Here is a 19,426-nt window from a genome sequence, read left to right on the forward strand (position 1 = left end):
ACAAGAAGCCGACAAATTGCTTCAGGACAGACGGGCGCGGCACTTGGCGCCGTATCGTGTGCAGCACACACCGAGCAGGGAGTACCTCGATGGACCCGATCACCGCGGCGGCGCTCACCTCGCTGGCCGGCAGCCTCGGCGGCGAAGCCGGGCGTAACGCCTGGCAGGGACTGGCCGCGCTGGTGCGCCGCCCCTTCCGGCGGGCGGCGGGCGAGGAGTCCGGCGAGACCAGCGGGATCAGCACGGGTGAGCTGGAGCTGGCCGCGCTAAGGGACGACCCGGGCAACACCGCCCACGCCCAGGCTCTGGCCACCGCGCTCGGCGTGCGCGCGGCCCTCGACGCCGAGTTCGGGACGCTGCTGGAGCAGTGGTGGCGGGGCGCAGCGGAGGCCACCACGGGCGGCAACGTGAACAACACCGTCAACGGGACGCAGAACGGTCCGGTGATTCAGGGCCGGGACTTCTCCCACATGACGTTCCATTTCGGCCAGAAGTGAGATCTGGGCCGAACATACGAAGGGGTCGTATCAGACTCTTCTGACACGACCCCTGACCTGCGTCCACGCAAGTCGGGACGACAGGATTTGAACCTGCGACCCCTTGACCCCCAGAGACTGACGCCCAGTCCTTCTCGTCCATCCAGTCCGCACAGTCCCGAAAACGTCCAGGTCAGGGCGCCGCGCTCCGAGGTGCGTGATTTGGTGTGTGACACGTCGGCGACACGGCCCGTGTGACAGGGAGGGCTTCCCGCACGTCACCAGAGGGCCCCAGAAGCGGGCGTTGCCCGCAGTCGATGATCTGATCAATAGGGCGCGGAGCGCCCGCTTAGTGGATCTACACGGCCGCCTGTGGGGCTGGGGGATCATCATTGACGTTCGATCGTCAGCGTGACCCTTGGAACTGCCCACCGGCGGGTAAGTGACGGTTATTCCTCAGTGACTGTCAGTCACGGCTTGTTTGTTCCAGGTCAGGCTGACGGTCAACTGAGCCGAGGCGCCGGCCGCCGTAATGATCGCCCCTGCTTGGGCGGTCAGCTCGACACCGAACTGCACGACGAGGACGTCCGGCCGCTGCACCAGGTCCTCCACTTGCGCGGCCACGCCACGCGTCACCACTCGTACGGCCTGCATGACGGAGTCGAACGTGCCCTCGGCCTTCTCGATCACCGCGGACGTCGACGCACCCCGGGTGCGCAGCTGACCCAGCGCCTGCCCGTCGGAGATCCTGACGAGCACGGCGCTGCCGTCGTCTAGCGGAAACTCCATAACGGTCATAAGATATGCAATAACACGAAATTCCGGGTACTGCAAGGTAGTTGATGGTTCGCTAAATTCCCGATGTGTGCGCCAGAGGCGAGGGCAGGGTCGGTGGGCTTCGGCCGCGGATGCGGCTTCACCCACGAAGGAGCTGAGCGATGCCACTCGCCGTCGAGATCGTTGCCATTGTCCTCGGCATCCTGCTCCTGGCGGCCGCCAGGAGCGACAGCGGTACCTCCCGGCGTCTGCCGACCGTTCCGGAGACGCACCGGACTCCGCGCGTCGTGCTCGCCGTTCCGGGCGCGGTGCTGGTGGCGGGCGGAATGTGGGGGCTGGTGACCGAGAAGGCGCAGCACGGACCCTCGCGGGCCGATCTCCAGAAACACATTCCGAACGACATCAGTTCGGCACTGAATTGCAAGCAAGCCACCGAGTCCCCAAAGGGAGCGGTGGAAGTGGAGTGCGACAGCAAGGGCAGCAGTAGCGCCCCGAATTACCCCGGTGACCCATCCGTCACTGTCGGCGATCAGGCCTGCTTGATGGACGGCAGCCTTGCGGCGGCCAGCTCTACGGACCGGCGATTCAACATGATCGTCTGGGCCCGGGATCCGATCCAGCGCTACTCCGACGTCACCCCCGCGACGCCTTCGCAAAAACCAGCGGGGTCTTGATGACGGCGGAGTTTGATTTCGTGCTCGAAATGAGCGAGGCGTCCGGCGGCGGCTACTGCGTCGAGGTGTCGTCGCCCTGCGGTGAAGACACCGCCGTCACCGCCATCGACGCACAGGAACTGCTGGACCGGCTGCCCTCGCTGGAGGCGGCCGTTCTGGGGTCCGCCGCTCGCTCACGAAGCGTGGGGACGGGGCTGGAGGCGCCCGCCCGGCAGGTCGGCGGCGCGTTGTGCGAAGCCGTGTTCCAGAGCGCGATCAAGGCGCTCTACCTGTCCAGCAGGCAGAAGGCGCAGGAACGCGGGCAGCGACTGCGCATGATCCTCCGGATCCGCTCCCCGGAACTGGCGGCCCTGCCCTGGGAGCTGCTGTACGACGCGAAGCTCGGCGGCTACCTGTGTCTGCTCCACCCGATCATCCGCTACGTGGAGATGCTGGAGCCGGTCTCGCCGCTGCGCGTGGAGCCGCCGCTGCGCATCCTCGGCATGGTGGCCCTGCCCGGCTCGCTGGGCACGCTGGACGCGGAGACCGAGCGGGACAGTCTGAGCACCGCGCTCAAGCCGCTCATGGACGAGGGGATGGTGCGGCTCGACTGGGTGCACGGGCAGACCAAGCAGCATCTCTTCGACGCGCTGCTCCAAGGCTGCCACATCCTCCACTTCATCGGTCACGGAAAGTTCGACGATCAACGGTGCCAGGGAATGATCGTCTTCGCCGATGAACAGGGCCGGGAGGATCCGCTGCATGCCGAGGCGCTCGGCTCGCTCGTCAGCATCGCCGACCCCGCACCGCGTCTCGTCGTGCTCAACAGCTGCGAGACGGGAACCTCCCACGCGCGGGATCTGTTCTCCAGCACGGCGGCGATGCTGGAGTACACGGTGCCGGCCGTGGTGGCCATGCAGTTCGCGGTGACGGACAAGGCGGCCGTGCTCTTCTCCCGGGCCTTCTACCAGGCCCTCACGGCCAACCGGCCGGTCGACGAGGCGGTGCGCACGGGCCGTATCGCGCTGCGGGCCGACAAGGACGACAGCCTCGAGTGCTTCACGCCGGTCCTGTATCAGCGCAGCGGCGACGCCCGGCTCTTCGACCTCACCTCACCGCGACGGCCCACTCCCCCGCAAACCGTGGTCCACGAGATCAACGAGCTTGAGAAAGAGGCGCGGCTCACCAAGCATGCCGAGCCGTCGTTCCCCCAGCCCCCGCCACTAACTCATCGCACGCCTCCGCCTCCTCCGAGGAGGCCCCCGCCCGGTATCACGCCACTGGCTGAGATCGACGCCGGCCACGGGGTGGTCAGTCTGGCCGTCCATCCGCAGGGGCGGCTGCTCGCCACCGGCTCCCACAGGCTGATGCGGGTCTGGGACGTCGTCACCGGCCGACCGCGGTGGGAGCACCGGCCCGGCGGGGAGAACACGATAGTGAACGCGATAGCCTTCAGCCCCGATGGTGGCCGGCTGGCAACCGGTAGCACGGACAACCTTGTGCGCATCTGGGAGCTGGCGACCGGCTACGGGGTCACCAAACTGGTCCACCGCCATTTCGTCAACGCGGTCGATTTCGACGGCAGTGGGCGGTACTTGGCCACCGGCAGCGCGGACGCCACGGCCTGCGTGTGGGATCTCAGTACCGGGAGCCGCGTCCTGACCCTGCGTCATGCCCGTGCGGTCAAGGCCGTGCGGTTCAGCCCGGACGGGCGTCTGCTGCTCACCGCGTCCGAGGACAAGAACGCGTACGTCTGGGACACGGAAACCGGCCGGCAGCAGGCGCGGATCGCGCACCACGATTCTGTCCTCGGCGTCGACTTTTCTCCGGACGGGCGGAAGATCGCCACCTGCAGCCAAGACCGCATCGCTCAGATCACGGAGACGGAGACCTGGAATCCGCTCTTCCAGATGGAACACGACGCCGGTGTGCGGGCGGTAGCGTTCAGTCCCGACGGCGATACGATCGCGACGGGCAGCGAGGACGGCGCCGTCTGTGTGTGGCGGGCCGACACGGGGCGGTCACTGCTCGCCCTCAAGTACCCCCGCTCGGTGAACGCCGTGGTGTTCTATCCGGATGGCCGTTTCCTCGCCAGCGCGGGCGAGGACAAGGCGGTGCGCAGTGTCCTCCTCCCCCGCTACTGGCAAGCGCGTCAAGATCGTTGTCGATGATGACCAGACCACAACAGTCGGTGCCGCGATCGCTGTGATCTCCAGCGCCAATCTCGAACCCGGAAAGCGCACTGAGTCAGAGGGGCCAGCTGAAGGCTGAGGCACCTCTGGGGCCCTACGCCAGGTCGACCGTGTTCGGACTTTGTCCTGAGCCTGGGGCCGACCTGGCTCTCAGCGCGGCGCAGGCCACCGGTTCAGGCCATCAGCCGGGGATTGCCGCGAGGTCCTCTCTCAGCTGCGAGAGAGTGAAGCCGTCAGGGTCAGCGCGGTTGGTGTCGGCCCACTGACCGCTGAGGACTGCGTAGGCCTCGTCGCAGTAGGTCTGGAAGAACTGCCAGGTCATGGGCTGGAGCTTCCCCCAGGTGACGCAGATCAGCTGCGTCGGGGTGTACCCGATGACGGGCACGCAGTGGCCACCCCAACTGTTGGGCTGCCCCGGTCCCACCGGCCCTCCCGGAGGGACCATCCAAACGGTCTGTCCTTGGGCGCTGTAGGGCAATTGCAGCCCGATGTACGCAGCACCGAAAAGATCGACGGTGGCTCGTACGTGTTCGAGGTTCCCCGGCTCGCAGGCAGCGAAGGCGAAGACTGTGTTTCCTCCGATGCCCGCCGTGCGCCAAAAGTTCAGCGCGTCGAGCATGTTGGTGCCCCGGTCCGTTGAGGGGTCGCCCACCTGAAATCCTGTGAGAGCGGTGTAGGCGTCCAGGGCTTCTTTGTCGGTGGGCTCAAATTCTTGTGGCCCTTCGTAGGCTGACCAGCTCTGCTCCATGTGGAGCGCAGCGGCCTCCACACAGTCACCGTATTTGTCATTTCCCAGCATCTGCCAGTCAGTGACCTTGTCGGTCCAGTTTTTCGCCGTAGGAGCCGGCGGCAGCGTGGGATGGAGGTACTGTGCGAAGTTGAGCGTGCGTCTGTCCACCCTGGCGGGCGCCTTGCCGAGCTTGCCCATCATGGGCTGGCTGTTACGAGGTGCCATGGTTCTCCTTCTGCGTCCTGCCTACCCATGTAGGCGATAGGCATTTCCTCTGTCATATGCCCGACGCCCACTTCACGCTACTGGCGGCCCATGGGGCTTGACCTGAATGGGTGAACTCTTCCCTCCCAGCACGGATGCAGTTCACCGGCTAGGGTTGTGTGATCTTGCTGGTGTCGACGAAGAGCCCGGCGAAGATGGCAACGCAGGTTGCGACAACGAGTCCCGCTGAGGGATGGTGGGGATGGACCGTAAAGAGCTTCCATGCAGCCACACTGCCGATTCCGATCGGGCCGACCGCAAGTGCGATGAACGGTACGAGGGGGACGTGTTTTGGGTTGAGCACCAGCCCGAGCAATACGCCCCCAAGTGGGGTTACCCCACCGCTAAGATCAGGTCCGTTCACACGGGTGTCTACCGCTAAAAACCCGAGTAGGAACATTATTGCCGCATAGACCGCAACCAATGTGTAGCGCGTTATGCGGTCCCAGATGCCCTCGGCCGGCGTCGTTGTTGCCATGCAACCAGTCCAACACCCAGGCGGGGAGCATGCTTCTTCCGCTACTTCACGCGAGTGATGCACGATGTGCTGGTCTCAGCAAAGCGCAGGACAGGCAAGGACGCCTGTTGACCTGCCAGTCTTGGCCCATCTCGTACCGCACCACGCTCTGAACTGCGACACTCTGTGGCTGTGGTGGGCAGTCCGTCGCACAGTCGGTCTCGGGGGTGTACGGGGTGGCAGGGCGTCCTGGTCAGTACTACCGTGCTGGTCACTGGGTGAACCGGTCCACGGGCAAGGGGAAGTCGGCGAAGAAGCCAGCCACAGGCATCATCGTGGTCGGACTTCTCATAGTGGGTGCTTGGCTGGGACTCTTCTCTCAGGGTTCGAATGCCCAGGGGACGACGCCTCGACATTCGTCGACGGTCTCGCCTTCTCCGAGCCGCTGATTCAGGTCATCTCACCGGCTGCCTGGCTTCTTCCTGATCAATCTCGTCCGCCGGCTTCGGCGCGCGGACGGCACGGGTGCTTGGCTGGGAGTGGGGCGAGCTTGTTCGGACAGAAGCAGCCGTTGCCAGGCTGCTTGCCATGCGTCGGCTTCCTCTCGAGGAAGACCACAGGCCTCCAGGTAGATACCCGTCGCCTTCCATGACCTGGGCATGGTTGTCCGGTTGAGCAGCGCACTGATGGTTCCGGGTGACACGGGCGGCGTGGCTCGCTGACTCACTTCCTGGATCGTGTGACCGCTCACTGCCCTGACGACGGCCAGTGCTCCGATGAAGGCTCGGGGTGTATGGCAGTCAGCCGGCTCGGGCCATAGTGCCTCGGTGGCCCGCTGTGCCCGGGCGGCAGCGGCAGGATCGAAGGCAATGTTGTCCGCAAAGATGATCCGCCCCGCGGTGCTGCGCGCGCGTCTTTGCGGAACGGGTCCTCCACGCTCGGCTAGTTCGCGTCTGAGGCGCTGATAAATGACATCCAGGTCCAACTCACGGGCCGGACCAGGGATGCCTTCACGGACGAGACGCAGGAGTTCTCCAGTGAAGGCTGTGTGGGTTTCGCCCGGTGGGGCCAGGGCCAGGCCAGTCTCCGGCGAGGCTGCCAGCAGATAGCTCCCGTCAACCTCCGCTTGGTCGGCCAGGAGATCCTGCCCGCTCATCATTCCGAGGGCTCGTCCGCTCATGCAGCAGTCAAGGATGATCACATGCCGTTGGGCACGAGAGTCCATGAGGAATTCGGCCACGACTGTGCAGTACTCGGAGAGCAACTCCCACGAGAGCGGACTCATCAGGACAGCCGCAAGATCCTTGAGATTGTTCGCCACGGCCGGTAGAGACTCAAGCTTCGAGTAGCAGCTGACGCCTGCAAGAACGGCCCGCGAGAGAGCTGGGTCGGGCACTGCGCTCATGACGGGGGAAGAGGTCTCGTCCGCCTGCTCCAATGCGTCCACCAGCCGACGGACCTCTTCCTCCGTCGCATCCGTCAGCGCGGTCGCGATGAACCTGACAAAGCGGCATCCTGCCCTCTGGGCGGAGCAGACCACCTTCGCAATCGGACACTTTGGCTGATGTCTTACGGTGATGGCCGATCACCGCCAGGGCTTGTGACCAAATGTGACACGAGAGCCCAGAACATGATCAAGGGCCCCACCTCACTAATGTGAGGCAGGGCCCTTTGACCTGCGACTACGAAGCGTTGCTTCCGTCGGGACGACAGGATTTGAACCTGCGACCCCTTGACCCCCAGTCAAGTGCGCTACCAAGCTGCGCCACGTCCCGGTGCCGTTTGACCTGGGGTTTCCCCGGTCGAAACGCGCAAGGAAACAATACCGCACTCCGCTCGGTGGTCGCGCATCGCTTTCCCGGTCGGCTTCGAGCCTGGTTGAGGTTGCACGATCGGCGACGAGAAGCACGGACCGGTGGCCACCTCCAGCCTGGACGTGTTGTGGGTGCTCTACGACCTGCTGCTGCGGGTCACTCGGGGGCGGCGGGCGGGTCCGGCCCGGGAACTGTTCCTGCTGCCGGGGGCCGAGATCGGCAGCGAGTCGCTGGGACGGGTTGCCCATGGCGGCGGGCAGCGCGCCTGGCCTGCGCGCGCAGAGGCTGCACGCCCCGGCGGGCTGGGTGCTGATCGGGGACGCCGAGTCGGACGAGGGCAGCAACCACGAAGCGCGGGGTGCTCGTCGGTGACCGTCGACTGGCGCGATCGCAAGGCCCTGTACGCCCCGTTCACCGCACCGCATCCCAGGCGCCGCACGTGGCCGAGATCGGCGAGGACGCCTTCCGCGAGGCCAGGCCCGGCATCCCGTGCGGGTCGTCAACGTCGGCATCCGGGAGCAGCTGCTCGTCAAGGCGGCCAGCGGGCTGCGGCCCGTCGTACACACGTTTGCCGGCTTTCTCGTGGAGCGGCCGTTCGAGCAGGTCAGGCTGGATCTCGGGCACCAGGACGCCGGAGCGGTGCTGGTCAGCGCGGCCGCCTCCTTGGCCTGGCCTCGGTGTTCGCCGCCCCGGAGGGCCTGGACGTGAGCGTGCTGTACTCGACGACCGAACGGCCCCTCGACGCGGCGGGCCTGCGCCGGGCCGCGGATGCGGCGGGCACCGATGCGGTACTGGACGAGCCGTACCTCGCGGGCACCTCGACGACCGCGGTGAGCGACGCCCTGGCCGACGTATCGCACCGGGTGCCGGGCCTGGGCGTGGCGCGCCGGGAGCTGCGCCGCTTCGGCATGACCGGGGACTAGCAGACACAGGGCGCTCGTCGCGTAGGTGGCGGCGTGCGTGGCGAACACCGCGCCGGGCGAGGCGAAGCCGACCAGGAGGCCGGCGACGGCCGGGCCGGCGAGCTGGGCGGCGGACTCGGCTATGCGGATCGCGCCGTTCGCGCCCTGGATGTCGGCGGCCAGCCGGGGCACCGTACTGGCCACGCCCGGCTGGAAGACCGCTCCCGCCACCCCGTTGACGAAACCGATGGCGCAGATCTGCCAGAGCACCACATGGCCGGTGAAGAACAGGCCCGCGGCAAGGGACTGGGTGACGAGCCGGACCAGGTCGGCGCCGATCATCAGCCTGCGGATGCTGAACCGGTCGGCGATGACCCCGCCGAGGACGACGAGCCCGGCGAACGCCGCGGCCGTCGAGGCCATGGCTAGGCCGACCGCGCCCGCGCCGTACCCGTGTTCCAGCAGACCGGCGGCGAGGGCCACGGGCAGCATGGTGTCGCCGAGGCGGGCGACGGCCCGGGCCACGAAGAACAGCGCGAAGTCCCGTGACCAGACGGCTCGCCCGCCGGCCTCGGCCCCGCGCACCCCACGTGTGGTGATGTCGCGCCGTGCGTCCGTCCCCGTCATCGCGGATACTCCCCTCCCCGCCGCCCCTCACGGTGCCCCGCCCCATCAGCGCCGGCGCGGTGTCCCGGCCCGCCTCCGCCGCACGGTCTCCCGGCCCGTCCGCGCCCCGCCCCGTCTGTGCCGCGCGGGATCATGCCACGCCCGGCTCGCCCGCACGGGGGAATTTCATTCCCCGGGCAGCAGCCCCAACTCGGGGTGGGCGTCGAGGAGTCGGGGCGGGGCGGCCTGCCGCCAGGAGTCGGCGAGGATGTCGCGCAGCTCGTCCTCGTCCTCCAGCGCGGCGAGTCTCGCTCTCACCCACGCGAACTGGGCCTCGTGATCGGCGATCCAGAACTTCCCCGGCTCGGCCATCACCAGTTCGTCGCGTTCCTCCTTGGGGCAGCGCACGGCGATGGACGTCTCGTCCTCGGGCAGGGTCGCGAACATCTTCCCGGCCACCCGGAACGTGGGCATGCTCCAGGCGATCTTCTCCGTGGTGTCCGGCAGGGACAGGGCGATACGACGTACGTCTTCAGCATCCGGCATGCAACGCACCGTAGCTCCTGCCACTGACAGTCACCCTCCGAGCCGCCGGAACTCAGGCCGCTTGAGATCGTGGCGCTCGGAGTCGAGGCGCTTGAAGTACAGCGTCGTCGGCCGCAGCTCGCCCGCGGGACTCGCCGCGTAGTCGGGGATGGTGCCGGCCTCCGTCCAGCCGGCCGAGCGGTAGAGGTGCTCGGCGCGGCTGCCGGTCTCGGTGTCGAGGTGGAGCAGGGTGATGCCGGCGGCGGCTGCCGCTTCCTCGGCGGTGGCGAGGAGGAGGCGGCCGAGTCCCTGCCCGCGCGCACAGCGGTGCACCATCAGCTTCACCAGTTCCGCGCGGTGGCGGCTGTTCGGTTTGTCGGGGTAGGCCAGGCTCACGGTGCCGGCCGGCCGCCCGGTGCCGTCGAGGGCCGCCCAGACGGCTAGCCGGCCCGCCGCCGTCGCCGCCGCCCGCTCCCGCCACCAGGCGGCAGCCTCCTCGTGGGCGAGCGGGGCGAGGAAGCCGACCGAGGCCCCGCCGGCGACGGTGTCCGTCAGCAGCTCCGCCAACTGCCCGGCCCGCTCCCGTACTTGAGCTGCGTTCCAGCGCTCCGCCCTCACGGCCGCACCACCGCCAGCACATACCGCGTCTCGACGGGGCCGGCGCAGCGGAACCGGGTCGGGCCGAAGACCCGCATCCGCAGACAGTCGCCGGTGTCCAGGTGATGGACCTGTTCCCCGTCGGTCACCTCCAGGGCTCCGTCGAGGACCCACAGGTGCTGTTCCAGGCCGGTCACGGGCGGGCGGTCGTAGGCGATGTCGGCACCCGGCGCGAGGCGGCCCTCGACCAGTTCGCCGCGGAGTCCGGTGTGCGGCGGGGACACGGACCGCCGGACGAATCCGGAGCCGTGGTCCTGCCAGATCTGCTGGTCGGCGGCGCGGACCAGCGGCGCGGGTGCTGCCTCGACCTCGCTGAGCAGCTGGGACATGGTGCGGCCGAAGACATGGCAGAGCCGGTTCAGCAGGGTGGCGGTGGGACTGATCTCCGCGCGTTCGGCGCGCGACAGGGTCGACCGGCTGACCCCGCTGCGCTCGGCCAACTCCCCCAGCGACAAGCCGTGTTGAGTGCGCAGTTCGGCCAGCCGGGCGCCGATGCGGGTGTCGAGCGAATCCTCCGGACGTCTCATATCCGGGACGCTATCCCGGATATGAGACGGATACGTTACGGAAGCCTCACGCGTCCTGCGCCGCCCTCCCCAGCGCCTCCAGCACCGGGCGGATCAGCGGGTGCCCCTCGGCTCCGCGTCGTACGGCGGCGAAGACGCGGCGGGTCGGGGCCACACCGTCGACGGGGCGGACGACCACATGGGTCAGGTCCATACCGTTCAGGGCCGAGCGGGGTACGAGGGCCACACCCGCGCCCGCCGAAGCGAGGGCCACGACGGCCCGGAAGTCGTCGGAGGAGTGTTCCAGACGGGGCTGGAAGCCGGCGCTCTCGCAGGCGAGGACGACCACGTCATGGCACGGATTGCCGGGGTACGGGCCGATCCAGGGGTCCTTGGCCAGCTCGGCGAGAGGGACCTCCGCCGCGTCCGCGAGACGGTGGTCCACCGGTACGACCGCGTCGAACGGCTCGGCATACAGCGGGACATGGGTGAGCCGGGGGTCGTCGGCGGGCGGGGCGCCGCGGTACTCGACGGCGACCGCCACATCGACCTGCCGGTCCAGCACCATGGGCAGGCTCGCGTCGCCCTCGGCGTCCTGGACGCGGATGCGTATGCCGGGCGCGGTGTCCGCGAGCCGGGCCACGGCCGGTGCCACGACCTGGGCGATGCCGGTGGCGAAGGCCGCCACGGTGACCGTGCCCGCCTCGCCCGAGCCGTAGGCCGCCAGCTCTGCCTCGGCCCGCTCCAGCTGGGCGAGGACGACGTTGGTGTGGCTGAGCAGGATCTCGCCGGCCGGGGTGAGCCGTACGCCCTTGGCGCTGCGCTCGACCAGCCGGTGGCCGGTCTCCTGCTCCAGGGCCGTCAGCTGCTGGGAGACCGCGGAGGGGGTGAGATAGAGCGCGGCGGCCGCCGCGGTGACCGTGCGGTGGTCGGCCACCGCACGGAGGATGTGGAGCCGCCGTGCCTCGATCATGGGCTCAATTATCCCAGGGCCCAGTCCCTGGTCAGGCCCCCAGCTCGGCGCGGGCCGCGACGAACGCGTCGACCGCCCGGTCGACGTCCTCGGTGGAGTGCGCGGCGGACAGCTGGACGCGGATGCGGGCCTGGCCCTGCGGGACGACCGGGTAGGAGAAGCCGATCACGTACACGCCCCGCTCCAGCAGCAGCTCGGCCATGCGGGCCGCCTCGGCCGCGTCGCCGATCATCACGGGGGCGATGGCGTGGTCGCCGGGGAGGATGTCGAAGCCCTCCTCGGTCATCCGGCGGCGGAAGAGCGCGGTGTTCTCGTTCAGCCGGACGCGCAGGTCGTCGGCGGACTCCAGCAGGTCGAGGACCTTCAGCGAGGCGGCGGCGATCACCGGGGCGAGGGTGTTGGAGAACAGGTACGGCCGGGAGCGCTGGCGCAGCAGGGCGACGATCTCGGCGCGGGCGGCGACATAGCCGCCGGAGGCGCCGCCGAGGGCCTTGCCGAGGGTGCCGGTGATGATGTCGACGCGGTCCATGACGCCGTGCAGCTCGGGGGTGCCGCGGCCGGTCGGGCCGACGAAGCCGACGGCGTGCGAGTCGTCGACCATGACCATCGCGTCATAGCGGTCGGCGAGGTCGCAGATCTCGCCGAGCGGGGCCACATAGCCGTCCATGGAGAAGACGCCGTCGGTGACGACCAGCTTGCGCCGCGCGCCGCCTTCGGCCGCCTCCTTGAGCTTGGCCTCCAGGTCCGCGAGGTCGCGGTTGGCGTAGCGGTAGCGGCGGGCCTTGGACAGGCGGATGCCGTCGATGATGGAGGCGTGGTTGAGGGCGTCGGAGATGACCGCGTCCTCCTCGCCGAGCAGCGTCTCGAAGACACCGCCGTTGGCGTCGAAGCAGGAGGAGTACAGGATCGTGTCCTCCTGGCCGAGGAAGGACGACAGCCGGGCCTCCAGCTCCTTGTGCACCTCCTGGGTGCCGCAGATGAAGCGGACGGAGGCCATGCCGTAGCCCCAGCGGTCCAGGGCCTCGTGGGCCGCGGCGATCACCTCGGGGTGGTCGGCGAGGCCCAGGTAGTTGTTGGCGCAGAAGTTGAGGACCTCGCCGGGGCGGCCGCCGGCGGTGACGTCGACGGTCGCGGACTGCGGCGTGCCGATGACCCGCTCGGGCTTGTGCAGTCCGGCGGCGCGGATCTCGTCGAGGGTGGCGCGCAGGTCGTCGCGGATGGTGTCGAACATGAGGGGGCTCTCCTGAAGGTGCTTGCAGGCGAAGGGAGTTGCGCGTGCTACGGCTTTACGCGGTCCAGTCCAGAATGATCTTGCCGCCCTTGCCGCTCGCGGCATCCGCGAACGCGGCCTCGAAGTCGCGGTAGCCGTACCGGCCGGTGATCACGGGGGCGAGGTCCAGGCCGCCCTCCAGCAGGACCGACATCGCGTACCAGGTCTCGAACATCTCGCGGCCGTAGATGCCCTTGATGGTGATCATCGAGGTGACGATCCGGGCCCAGTCGACCGGGAACTCCTCGGCGGGCAGGCCGAGCATGGCGATGCGGCCGCCGTGCGTCATGTTGGCGATCATGTCCCGCATCGCCTCGGGTCGGCCGGACATCTCCAGGCCGATGTCGAAACCCTCGCGCAGGCCCAGCTCGCGCTGGCCGTCGGCGATGGTGGACTGCGCGACGTTCAGGGCGAGGCTCACGCCGATCTTGCGGGCCAGCTCCAGGCGCTCCTCGCTGACGTCGGTGACGACGACGTTGCGGGCCCCGGCGTGCCGGGCCACGGCGGCGGCCATCAGGCCGATCGGGCCCGCGCCGGTGATCAGGACGTCCTCGCCGACCAGCGGGAAGGACAGCGCGGTGTGCACGGCGTTGCCGAACGGATCGAAGATCGCGGCGACGTCGAGGTCGACGGGGACGCGGTGCACCCAGACGTTGGTCGCGGGCAGGGCGACGTACTCGGCGAACGCGCCGTCGCGGCCGACGCCGAGGCCCACGGTGGCCCGGCACAGATGGCGGCGGCCGGCCAGGCAGTTGCGGCACCTGCCGCAGACCAGATGGCCCTCGCCGCTGACCCGGTCGCCGATGCGGATGTCGGTCACGTCCCGGCCGGTCTCAACGACCTGCCCGACGAACTCGTGCCCGAGCACGAGCGGGGTACGGATCGCCTGCTGCGCCCAGCCGTCCCAGGCCCGGATGTGCAGGTCGGTGCCGCAGATACCGGTCCGCATGACCTTGATCAGTACGTCACCGGGGCCGATCTCGGGCTCCGGGACGTCCGTCAGCCAGAGCCCCGGCTCCGCCTTCTCCTTGACCAGCGCCTTCACGCTTACGGCTCCTGTGGGTGAGGTCCCGGCCCGCGGGCATGCCGAAGAAGCCCGCACCGGGTCAGAGGGGTGGAATCACCCTGCAATCTGCCGTATGCGCGGGCCACGGGTCCATCGAGCTTTTCTTAACCGCCGCCTCAGCTTTCCTTCACGCCCCTGGTCTCCCGCGGGGCGCCGTGCCGTCGTCCGTCACAGGGGAAGGCCGTCCTCGGCGCTTCGTTCGAGGCGTACGACAAGGTCGGCGGCCAGCGCCTTGATGGTCTCCAGACCGGACCTGCCCCAGGCCCGGGGCGCTGTGTCGGCCGCGCACACGGTGCCGAGCGCCATGCCGGAACTGTCGATGAGCGGGGCGCCGAGATAGGAGTGGATGCCGTACTCGTCCACGACCGGGTTCCCGGCGAACCGCGGATAGTCGCGGACGTCCTCGAGCACCAGTGCCTTACGGCGGACCACCACATGGGGGCAGAACCCATGGTCGCGCGGCAGGACCCGGCCGAACTCCGGTCGGCTGCCGTCCTCCCGCAGAACCGGCGCGGCGGGGACCCGCAGTCCCGCGAAGAACTGATGGTCCTCACCGATGAAGTTGACCATCGCGTAGGGCGCGCCGGTGAACCGGGCGAGATGGTCGGCGAAGACGTCCAGCGCGGGGTCGGGACGGTCCACCAGGCCGAGCAGCCGCAACCGGTGGACGCGGGCGGGTGCCTCCTTGTCCTCGGGGGTGAGCAGCAGACCCCGGACCGGCCGGGGCGGCTCGTACGTCATGGCCGGGCTCCAGCGATGTGGGCGTACCTCATAGGGCGGCTCCGTGGGAGGTAGGGCGGGATCACATGTGGGCGCCATGGCTCGGCGCGGGCGCCGGGGCGTGGGCGAGGAGGTGGCGTACGAGGGTGAGCAGGGTCTGCACACCGGAGCTGGAGATCCGGGCGTCGCAGCGGACGACGGGGACCTCGGGGTCGAGGTCGATGGCGGCGCGGACCTCGTCGGGGTCGTAGCGGTAGGAGCCGTCGAACTCGTTGACGGCGATGATGAAGCCGAGTCCGCGTTCCTCGAAGAAGTCCACGGCGGCGAAACAGTCCTGCAGCCGGCGGGTGTCGGCGAGGATCACCGCGCCGAGCGCGCCCTCGGACAGCTCGTCCCACATGAACCAGAACCGCTCCTGCCCTGGTGTGCCGAACAGATACAGCACATGGTCCGGATCGAGGGTGATCCGGCCGAAGTCCATGGCGACCGTCGTCTCCATCTTGTTCTCGACGCCGTCGAGACTGTCCGTGCCGACGCTGACCGTCGTGAGCAGCTCCTCCGTACTGAGCGGCGCGATCTCGCTGACCGCGCCCACGAAGGTCGTCTTGCCGACCCCGAATCCGCCCGCCACCAGGATCTTCAGCGCGGTGGGGAACGGGTCAGAGCTGTCGTCGTAGTCCATCGAGCACTGCCTCCAGCAGAGACCGGTCAGTGGGTGTGTGGTGGAAGACGGGGGGCTTGGTGGTCAGCGCCCCGCAGTCGACGAGGTCCGAGAGCAGCACCTTGGTGACCACCGCGGGCAGTTTCAGATGCGCGGCGACCTCGGCGACCGAGACGGGCGCCCGGCACAGGTCGAGCGCCTGGGCGTGCTCGGGGCCGAGGTAGCCGAGCGGGGTGACGCCGGTGGCCATCACCTGCGACATCAGGTCCAGGGCGATGCTGGGCTTGGTGCGTCCGTTGCTGACCGTGAACGGGCGCACCAGCCGTCCGGCCGCGTCGTCCAGCCAGGGCCCGTCGCCGGCTGTGGTCACGCTCAAGGCCTCGTCGCCGTGGGTTCGACGGCATGCTGCCGGGGCGCGGTCACCAGATAGGGGCGGACGCTCTTGACGAGCATCGCCATCTCGTAGCCCAGGACGGCTGCGTCGGCCTCACGCCCCGCCAGCACGGCGAGACAGGTGCCGGACCCTGCGGTGGTGACGAACAGCAAGGTCGAGTCGAGCTCGACGACGACCTGGCGGACGTCCCCGCCGTCACCGAATCGCACGCCCGCGCTGCGGCCGAGGGAGTACAGGCCGGAGGCCAGGGCCGCCATGTGGTCGGCACTGTCGACGTCGAGGCCGTGTAGGGACTTCACCAGCCCGTCGCACGACAGCAGCACCGCGCTGCTGGTGTGTGGTACGCGCTGCACGAGGCCGCTCAGCAGCCAGTCGAGGTCGGATGCGTGGGCGGTCGGCGCATCGCTCGCCATGGTGGATCGACTCCTTGGGGTGTCTGCGGGAGCGCGGGGTTGGGGGTGAGTGGTCGGTGGTGGGGGTGGACACGGTGCGGGCGGTCAGCCGGCCGGGGCGCTCCCGTCGGGCCGGCCGGCGCCACGGACACCGTCGGATGCGGGCGCGTGGGCGCGCCCCTGAGATATGGGGGGCGGGTCCGTGTGGTCCGGGCCCAGGTGGTCTGCGGTTGTCGTATGGGCTGAACCTGTGTGGTCAGCGCCCATGTCGTCCGGCTGCCTGTGGAGCTGGTCGGTGAACTCCGGTGCGACGGGCCGCATGTGATGAACCGTCATGTATGCGGCATCCAGGTGCGTGGCATCCATGCGTGCGGACGCCAAGTGGGCGGCGTCCGTGTGGGCTGAGTCCGTGTGGGCCGAGCCCATGTGGGCCGAGCCCATGTGCGCGGAGTCCAGCGGGCTGGGGCCAAGGAGATTGGAGCTCAGGTGGCTGGACTCCAGGTGGCTGGACTCCAGGTGGCCGGACTCCAGGTGGCCGGAGTCCAGGGGGCTGGGTTCCTGGCTCTCCAGGTGCTGCTGCGCCTCGGCGAGTCCGATCCCACGCTGGAAGGCCGCCACCAGCCCAGGGTCGTGGCCCGGGACCGTGTCGTCGTCCTGACGGGGTGCGGGGCCGCCGCGCAACTGGGGGACGATGTGCTGCTGGGCGCGGCGCCGGGGCAGTTGGGGCTTGCCCATGGTGCCGCGCACGGTGTCGACACGTGGCGTGGGCAGGACGCCCGCGTGCGCCTCGACCGCTGCCCGGTCCGCGGCGCTGATGCCGGGCAGGGCCTCGGCGGGGGTGGGCCGTTCCTGCCGGGCGCCCCGCACGGGAAGCGGCGCCGGGGCATCCGCGCCGCGCCCGCCGTCACCGCTCTCCGCACCACGCGGTCCGCCATCACTCTCGGCACCGGGCCGCCCGCTCCCGCCCTCGGCACCATGCTCCACGTTCCCGCGCTGGGCGTGCCGTCGGCGACCGGTCGCCGGTGCCTGCCCGGCATCGGTGCCGGCGTCTCTCCCGAAAGCGGCGACGGCGTCGGTCTCCGAGGCGGACGGGGCACCGGCTCCCGGCCGGGTACCGTCATGCACGGCTCTCGTGTCGCCGAACCGCGCTCCAGGCACGGACGCGGGGGCGGGGGCGGGGGTCGGCACAGGCCCCCGCATCTGCCCCGTCTGCCCCGCCCCGTACCCCTGCCCGGGCCCCTGGACATGGCCAGCGGCCTGGCCCTGGTGCCGTGCCTGCGGTGACGCTCCGCTGTCCGCCGGATTCTGCGGCTGTGGTACGCCCGCCCCGGCCCCCGTGGTCGTGCCGGGCACCGCGGGCGCCGCTCCCAACAATGCCTGCGGGACGACGAGTACGGCCTGCACACCGCCGTAGATGTTGGACTGCAGCCGCACATGGATGCCGTGCCGGCGGGCGAGCTGGGAGACGACGTAGAGGCCGATGCGGCCGTCGGCCAGCAGGCTGGCGACGTTGACCTGGTCGGGGTCCGCGAGCAGGGCGTTCATCCGGTTCTGCTCGCCGACGGGCATGCCGAGCCCGCGGTCCTCGACCTCCACGGCGAGCCCGGACGTGACGAGGTTGGCGCGCAGCAGCACCTGGGTCTGCGGGGCGGAGAACACCGAGGCGTTCTCGATGAGTTCGGCGAGCAGATGGATGACGTCGGCGACCGCGTGGCCGCGCAGTTCACCGTCGATCGGGGGCACCAGCTTGACCCGGGAGTACTGCTCGACCTCGGCGATGGCGGAGCGCAGTACCTCGGTCATGCTCACCGGGTTGCTCCACTGTCGCCGGGAGACGGCGCCGCCGAGCACGGCGAGGTTCTCGGCGTGCCGCCGGATACGGGTGGCCAGGTGGTCCACGTGGAACAGACCCTTGAGCAGGTCGGGGTCCTCGATCTCGTTCTCCAGCTCGTCGAGGATCGAGATCTCCCGGTGCACCAGCGACTGAAGCCGGCGCGCGAGATTGACGAAGACCTCCAGTTTCTGCTCGCTGCCCGCCTGGCTGGAGAGCTGGGCGGCGCGCACGACGGCGGTGACGGCGCCGTCGTACGCGCGGGCCAGATCAGCGGCGAGCAGCTCGAAGTCGTCGGAGTCCGCGGGTGGCCGGCGGCGCGATGTGTGCTGCGGCGGGGTCTCCCCCTGGCGCAGCGCGTCGACCAGGGCGTGCAGGTCGGCCTCGCCGCGCGCGGCGATACTGCGCAGCGCGTCGACACGGTCGGAGACCGCGCGGGTGGCACGGTCGGCGGCCACGGCGGCGATGAGGATGCCGGCCGCGGTCACGGTGACCGCTCCGGCGAGCACGGCCCAGAGCATGGGTCCGGTGCGGGCGCCGGTGGAGCGGATGCTGAACAGGACGGCGGCGGTGGCGCTGAGCGCGACCGCGAGGGGCGGCAGCACGGCGAGCCGCATGAGCTGGGGCCGTATGCGCAGTTCGGGCAGTGCGGGAGCGGGTCGGGCGACCGGTCGCCCGTGCCTGCCGCCCTCGCGGCGGTCGGCACGGGTGGCCGGTGCTCGGAGGTGAGACATCTGCGTCCTCGTACTGGTCCGTCGGGCTTGTTTCTCAAGCGGTGCGCGAGGTGGCATGCGTCATCGCGGTGTCGGCCGACGAGACCGGAGAACCCGGCCGCGCGACGCGACGGACACTCACAGTAGTTGCTTGCGCATCATGTGCGGCGGGCAGTTGACAAACTCCCCTGAGGAGCGTCCCGCTCTGGTATGAAGCGTCGTACGACAGACCGATAACCGGGCCGGGAACGGCGCGATCGGGCCGAAAGAGTTCGATACGACCCGGTCAAAAGCGGTCACGAGAGGACGCCGGCGGGCGATGGGCCGACGTCCGCCCCAGCCCTCACCTTGTGCCCGATTTCCGAAAGTCGCCGGTCCGCCCTCGCCAGCTCCACATACCTGGACCGGCGACACCGACCAGCCATACATCACGGAGAGTGTTTGCCTTGGCCTGACCTTGAGGGCGGCGGAGGACTCCCTCCGGGCCGGGCTTGGCGAGCACGTTGCGACCAGGGTGGTGCGTACGGAGCCGCGAGCAGCGCCCCCCGGCAGCGGCCGACGCAAGGCGCAAGTCGCGGCAGGCCTTGCCATGGATCGTCGCGTTGTCCAGATCGGGGCGGCGCAGGCCCATGATCATGCGCATAGAGATGGAGGTGGACTTTTCGGATCCGTTGGGGCCCAGGATGCCCGTGAAGGCACCGGGGCGGACGTCGAAGCCATGCACGCCACCCGGCGCCCGGAACGCGGCCGACTTCCCTCTTCGACTGGGGGATCTCCCCCAGACGGAAGCCCGGAAGCCCCCCGGCGGGGACCCGGAACAGATCCTTACTGCTCCCTCAGCGTCCGC

The 19,426-nt window shown here is 69.5% G+C and carries 18 protein-coding genes, 1 tRNA gene and 3 pseudogenes; 5 read left to right on the top strand and 17 right to left on the bottom strand.

All coding sequences use genetic code 11. From position 1 onward, the window contains the following. The first annotated feature begins 89 nt into the window (after window positions 1-89). Complete coding sequence (locus AV521_RS14280) at window positions 90-497, top strand: hypothetical protein (RefSeq protein WP_076088206.1); 408 nt, start codon at window positions 90-92, stop codon at window positions 495-497. A gap of 435 nt (window positions 498-932) precedes the next feature. On the opposite strand, the gene AV521_RS14285 is transcribed toward AV521_RS14280, so the two are convergent. Beyond that, on the bottom strand, window positions 933-1,310 hold the full coding sequence (locus tag AV521_RS14285) for a CU044_2847 family protein (protein WP_143658605.1): 378 nt from the start codon (window positions 1,308-1,310) through the stop codon (window positions 933-935). Window positions 1,311-1,414: 104 nt separating this feature from the next. On the opposite strand from AV521_RS14285, the gene AV521_RS14290 reads away from it, so the two are divergent. Both AV521_RS14290 and AV521_RS14295 read left to right on the top strand, forming a co-directional pair. Next, complete coding sequence (locus AV521_RS14290) at window positions 1,415-1,927, top strand: hypothetical protein (RefSeq protein ID WP_076088209.1); 513 nt, start codon at window positions 1,415-1,417, stop codon at window positions 1,925-1,927. A gap of 29 nt (window positions 1,928-1,956) precedes the next feature. Further along, on the top strand, window positions 1,957-4,077 hold the full coding sequence (locus AV521_RS14295) for a CHAT domain-containing protein (RefSeq protein ID WP_076088210.1): 2,121 nt from the start codon (window positions 1,957-1,959) through the stop codon (window positions 4,075-4,077). Window positions 4,078-4,279: 202 nt separating this feature from the next. Here the strand turns inward: AV521_RS14295 and AV521_RS14300 are convergent, their stop codons facing one another. The 4 genes from AV521_RS14300 to AV521_RS14310 form a co-directional block, all read right to left on the bottom strand. Continuing rightward, window positions 4,280-5,053, bottom strand: a complete 774-nt coding sequence (locus AV521_RS14300; protein ID WP_143658606.1) for a hypothetical protein — start codon at window positions 5,051-5,053, stop codon at window positions 4,280-4,282. 148 nt (window positions 5,054-5,201) lie between these two features. Next, complete coding sequence (locus AV521_RS48650) at window positions 5,202-5,570, bottom strand: hypothetical protein (RefSeq protein WP_143658607.1); 369 nt, start codon at window positions 5,568-5,570, stop codon at window positions 5,202-5,204. Window positions 5,571-6,009: 439 nt separating this feature from the next. Further along, a complete protein-coding gene (locus tag AV521_RS48655) occupies window positions 6,010-7,089 on the bottom strand; it encodes a caspase family protein (protein WP_143658608.1) in 1,080 nt (359 codons plus the stop codon). 161 nt (window positions 7,090-7,250) lie between these two features. Beyond that, window positions 7,251-7,324 (bottom strand) — tRNA-Pro (locus AV521_RS14310). Window positions 7,325-7,440: 116 nt separating this feature from the next. On the opposite strand from AV521_RS14310, the pseudogene AV521_RS50745 reads away from it, so the two are divergent. Then, window positions 7,441-7,797 (top strand): annotated as a pseudogene (locus tag AV521_RS50745) (transketolase); the annotation flags it as partial. Further along, window positions 7,743-8,271: pseudogene (locus AV521_RS46545) on the top strand (transketolase); the annotation flags it as partial. The pseudogenes AV521_RS50745 and AV521_RS46545, both read left to right, overlap by 55 nt. 24 nt (window positions 8,272-8,295) lie before the next feature. On the opposite strand, the pseudogene AV521_RS52665 reads toward AV521_RS46545, so the two are convergent. The 12 genes and pseudogenes from AV521_RS52665 to AV521_RS14380 all read right to left on the bottom strand — a co-directional run. Continuing rightward, window positions 8,296-8,892 (bottom strand): annotated as a pseudogene (locus AV521_RS52665) (MFS transporter); the annotation flags it as partial. A gap of 165 nt (window positions 8,893-9,057) precedes the next feature. Continuing rightward, window positions 9,058-9,417: an MmcQ/YjbR family DNA-binding protein gene (locus AV521_RS14330; RefSeq protein WP_076088219.1), complete on the bottom strand. Its 360-nt coding sequence runs from the start codon at window positions 9,415-9,417 to the stop codon at window positions 9,058-9,060. A gap of 30 nt (window positions 9,418-9,447) precedes the next feature. Beyond that, window positions 9,448-10,014 carry an N-acetyltransferase gene (locus AV521_RS14335; protein WP_076088221.1) on the bottom strand — a complete coding sequence of 189 codons (567 nt, stop codon included), beginning with the start codon at window positions 10,012-10,014 and terminating at the stop codon, window positions 9,448-9,450. Next, window positions 10,011-10,580: a helix-turn-helix domain-containing protein gene (locus tag AV521_RS14340; RefSeq protein WP_076088223.1), complete on the bottom strand. Its 570-nt coding sequence runs from the start codon at window positions 10,578-10,580 to the stop codon at window positions 10,011-10,013. The genes AV521_RS14335 and AV521_RS14340 overlap by 4 nt, the downstream gene beginning before the upstream one ends. 46 nt (window positions 10,581-10,626) lie before the next feature. Next, window positions 10,627-11,532 carry a LysR family transcriptional regulator gene (locus AV521_RS14345; RefSeq protein WP_076088225.1) on the bottom strand — a complete coding sequence of 302 codons (906 nt, stop codon included), beginning with the start codon at window positions 11,530-11,532 and terminating at the stop codon, window positions 10,627-10,629. 31 nt (window positions 11,533-11,563) lie between these two features. Beyond that, a complete protein-coding gene (locus AV521_RS14350; RefSeq protein WP_076088227.1) occupies window positions 11,564-12,763 on the bottom strand; it encodes a glycine C-acetyltransferase in 1,200 nt (399 codons plus the stop codon). Window positions 12,764-12,818: 55 nt separating this feature from the next. After that, complete coding sequence (gene tdh / locus AV521_RS14355) at window positions 12,819-13,847, bottom strand: L-threonine 3-dehydrogenase (RefSeq protein WP_076088229.1); 1,029 nt, start codon at window positions 13,845-13,847, stop codon at window positions 12,819-12,821. Between the two features lie 189 nt (window positions 13,848-14,036). Further along, window positions 14,037-14,609 (bottom strand): GAF domain-containing protein, encoded by a 573-nt coding sequence (locus AV521_RS14360; RefSeq protein WP_076088231.1) that lies wholly within the window; start codon window positions 14,607-14,609, stop codon window positions 14,037-14,039. A 61-nt stretch (window positions 14,610-14,670) separates the two neighbouring features. After that, window positions 14,671-15,270, bottom strand: a complete 600-nt coding sequence (locus AV521_RS14365; RefSeq protein WP_023545279.1) for an ATP/GTP-binding protein — start codon at window positions 15,268-15,270, stop codon at window positions 14,671-14,673. Next, window positions 15,248-15,619, bottom strand: a complete 372-nt coding sequence (locus AV521_RS14370; RefSeq protein WP_076088233.1) for a DUF742 domain-containing protein — start codon at window positions 15,617-15,619, stop codon at window positions 15,248-15,250. Before AV521_RS14370 ends, AV521_RS14365 begins: the two co-directional genes overlap by 23 nt. A 2-nt stretch (window positions 15,620-15,621) precedes the next feature. Further along, complete coding sequence (locus AV521_RS14375) at window positions 15,622-16,056, bottom strand: roadblock/LC7 domain-containing protein (RefSeq protein WP_076088235.1); 435 nt, start codon at window positions 16,054-16,056, stop codon at window positions 15,622-15,624. 84 nt (window positions 16,057-16,140) lie between these two features. After that, window positions 16,141-18,600: an ATP-binding protein gene (locus AV521_RS14380; protein WP_079249250.1), complete on the bottom strand. Its 2,460-nt coding sequence runs from the start codon at window positions 18,598-18,600 to the stop codon at window positions 16,141-16,143. Window positions 18,601-19,426: the final 826 nt, after the last annotated feature.

The organism is Streptomyces sp. IMTB 2501 (assembly GCF_001953885.1).
In the GTDB taxonomy this organism is placed as follows: domain Bacteria; phylum Actinomycetota; class Actinomycetes; order Streptomycetales; family Streptomycetaceae; genus Streptomyces.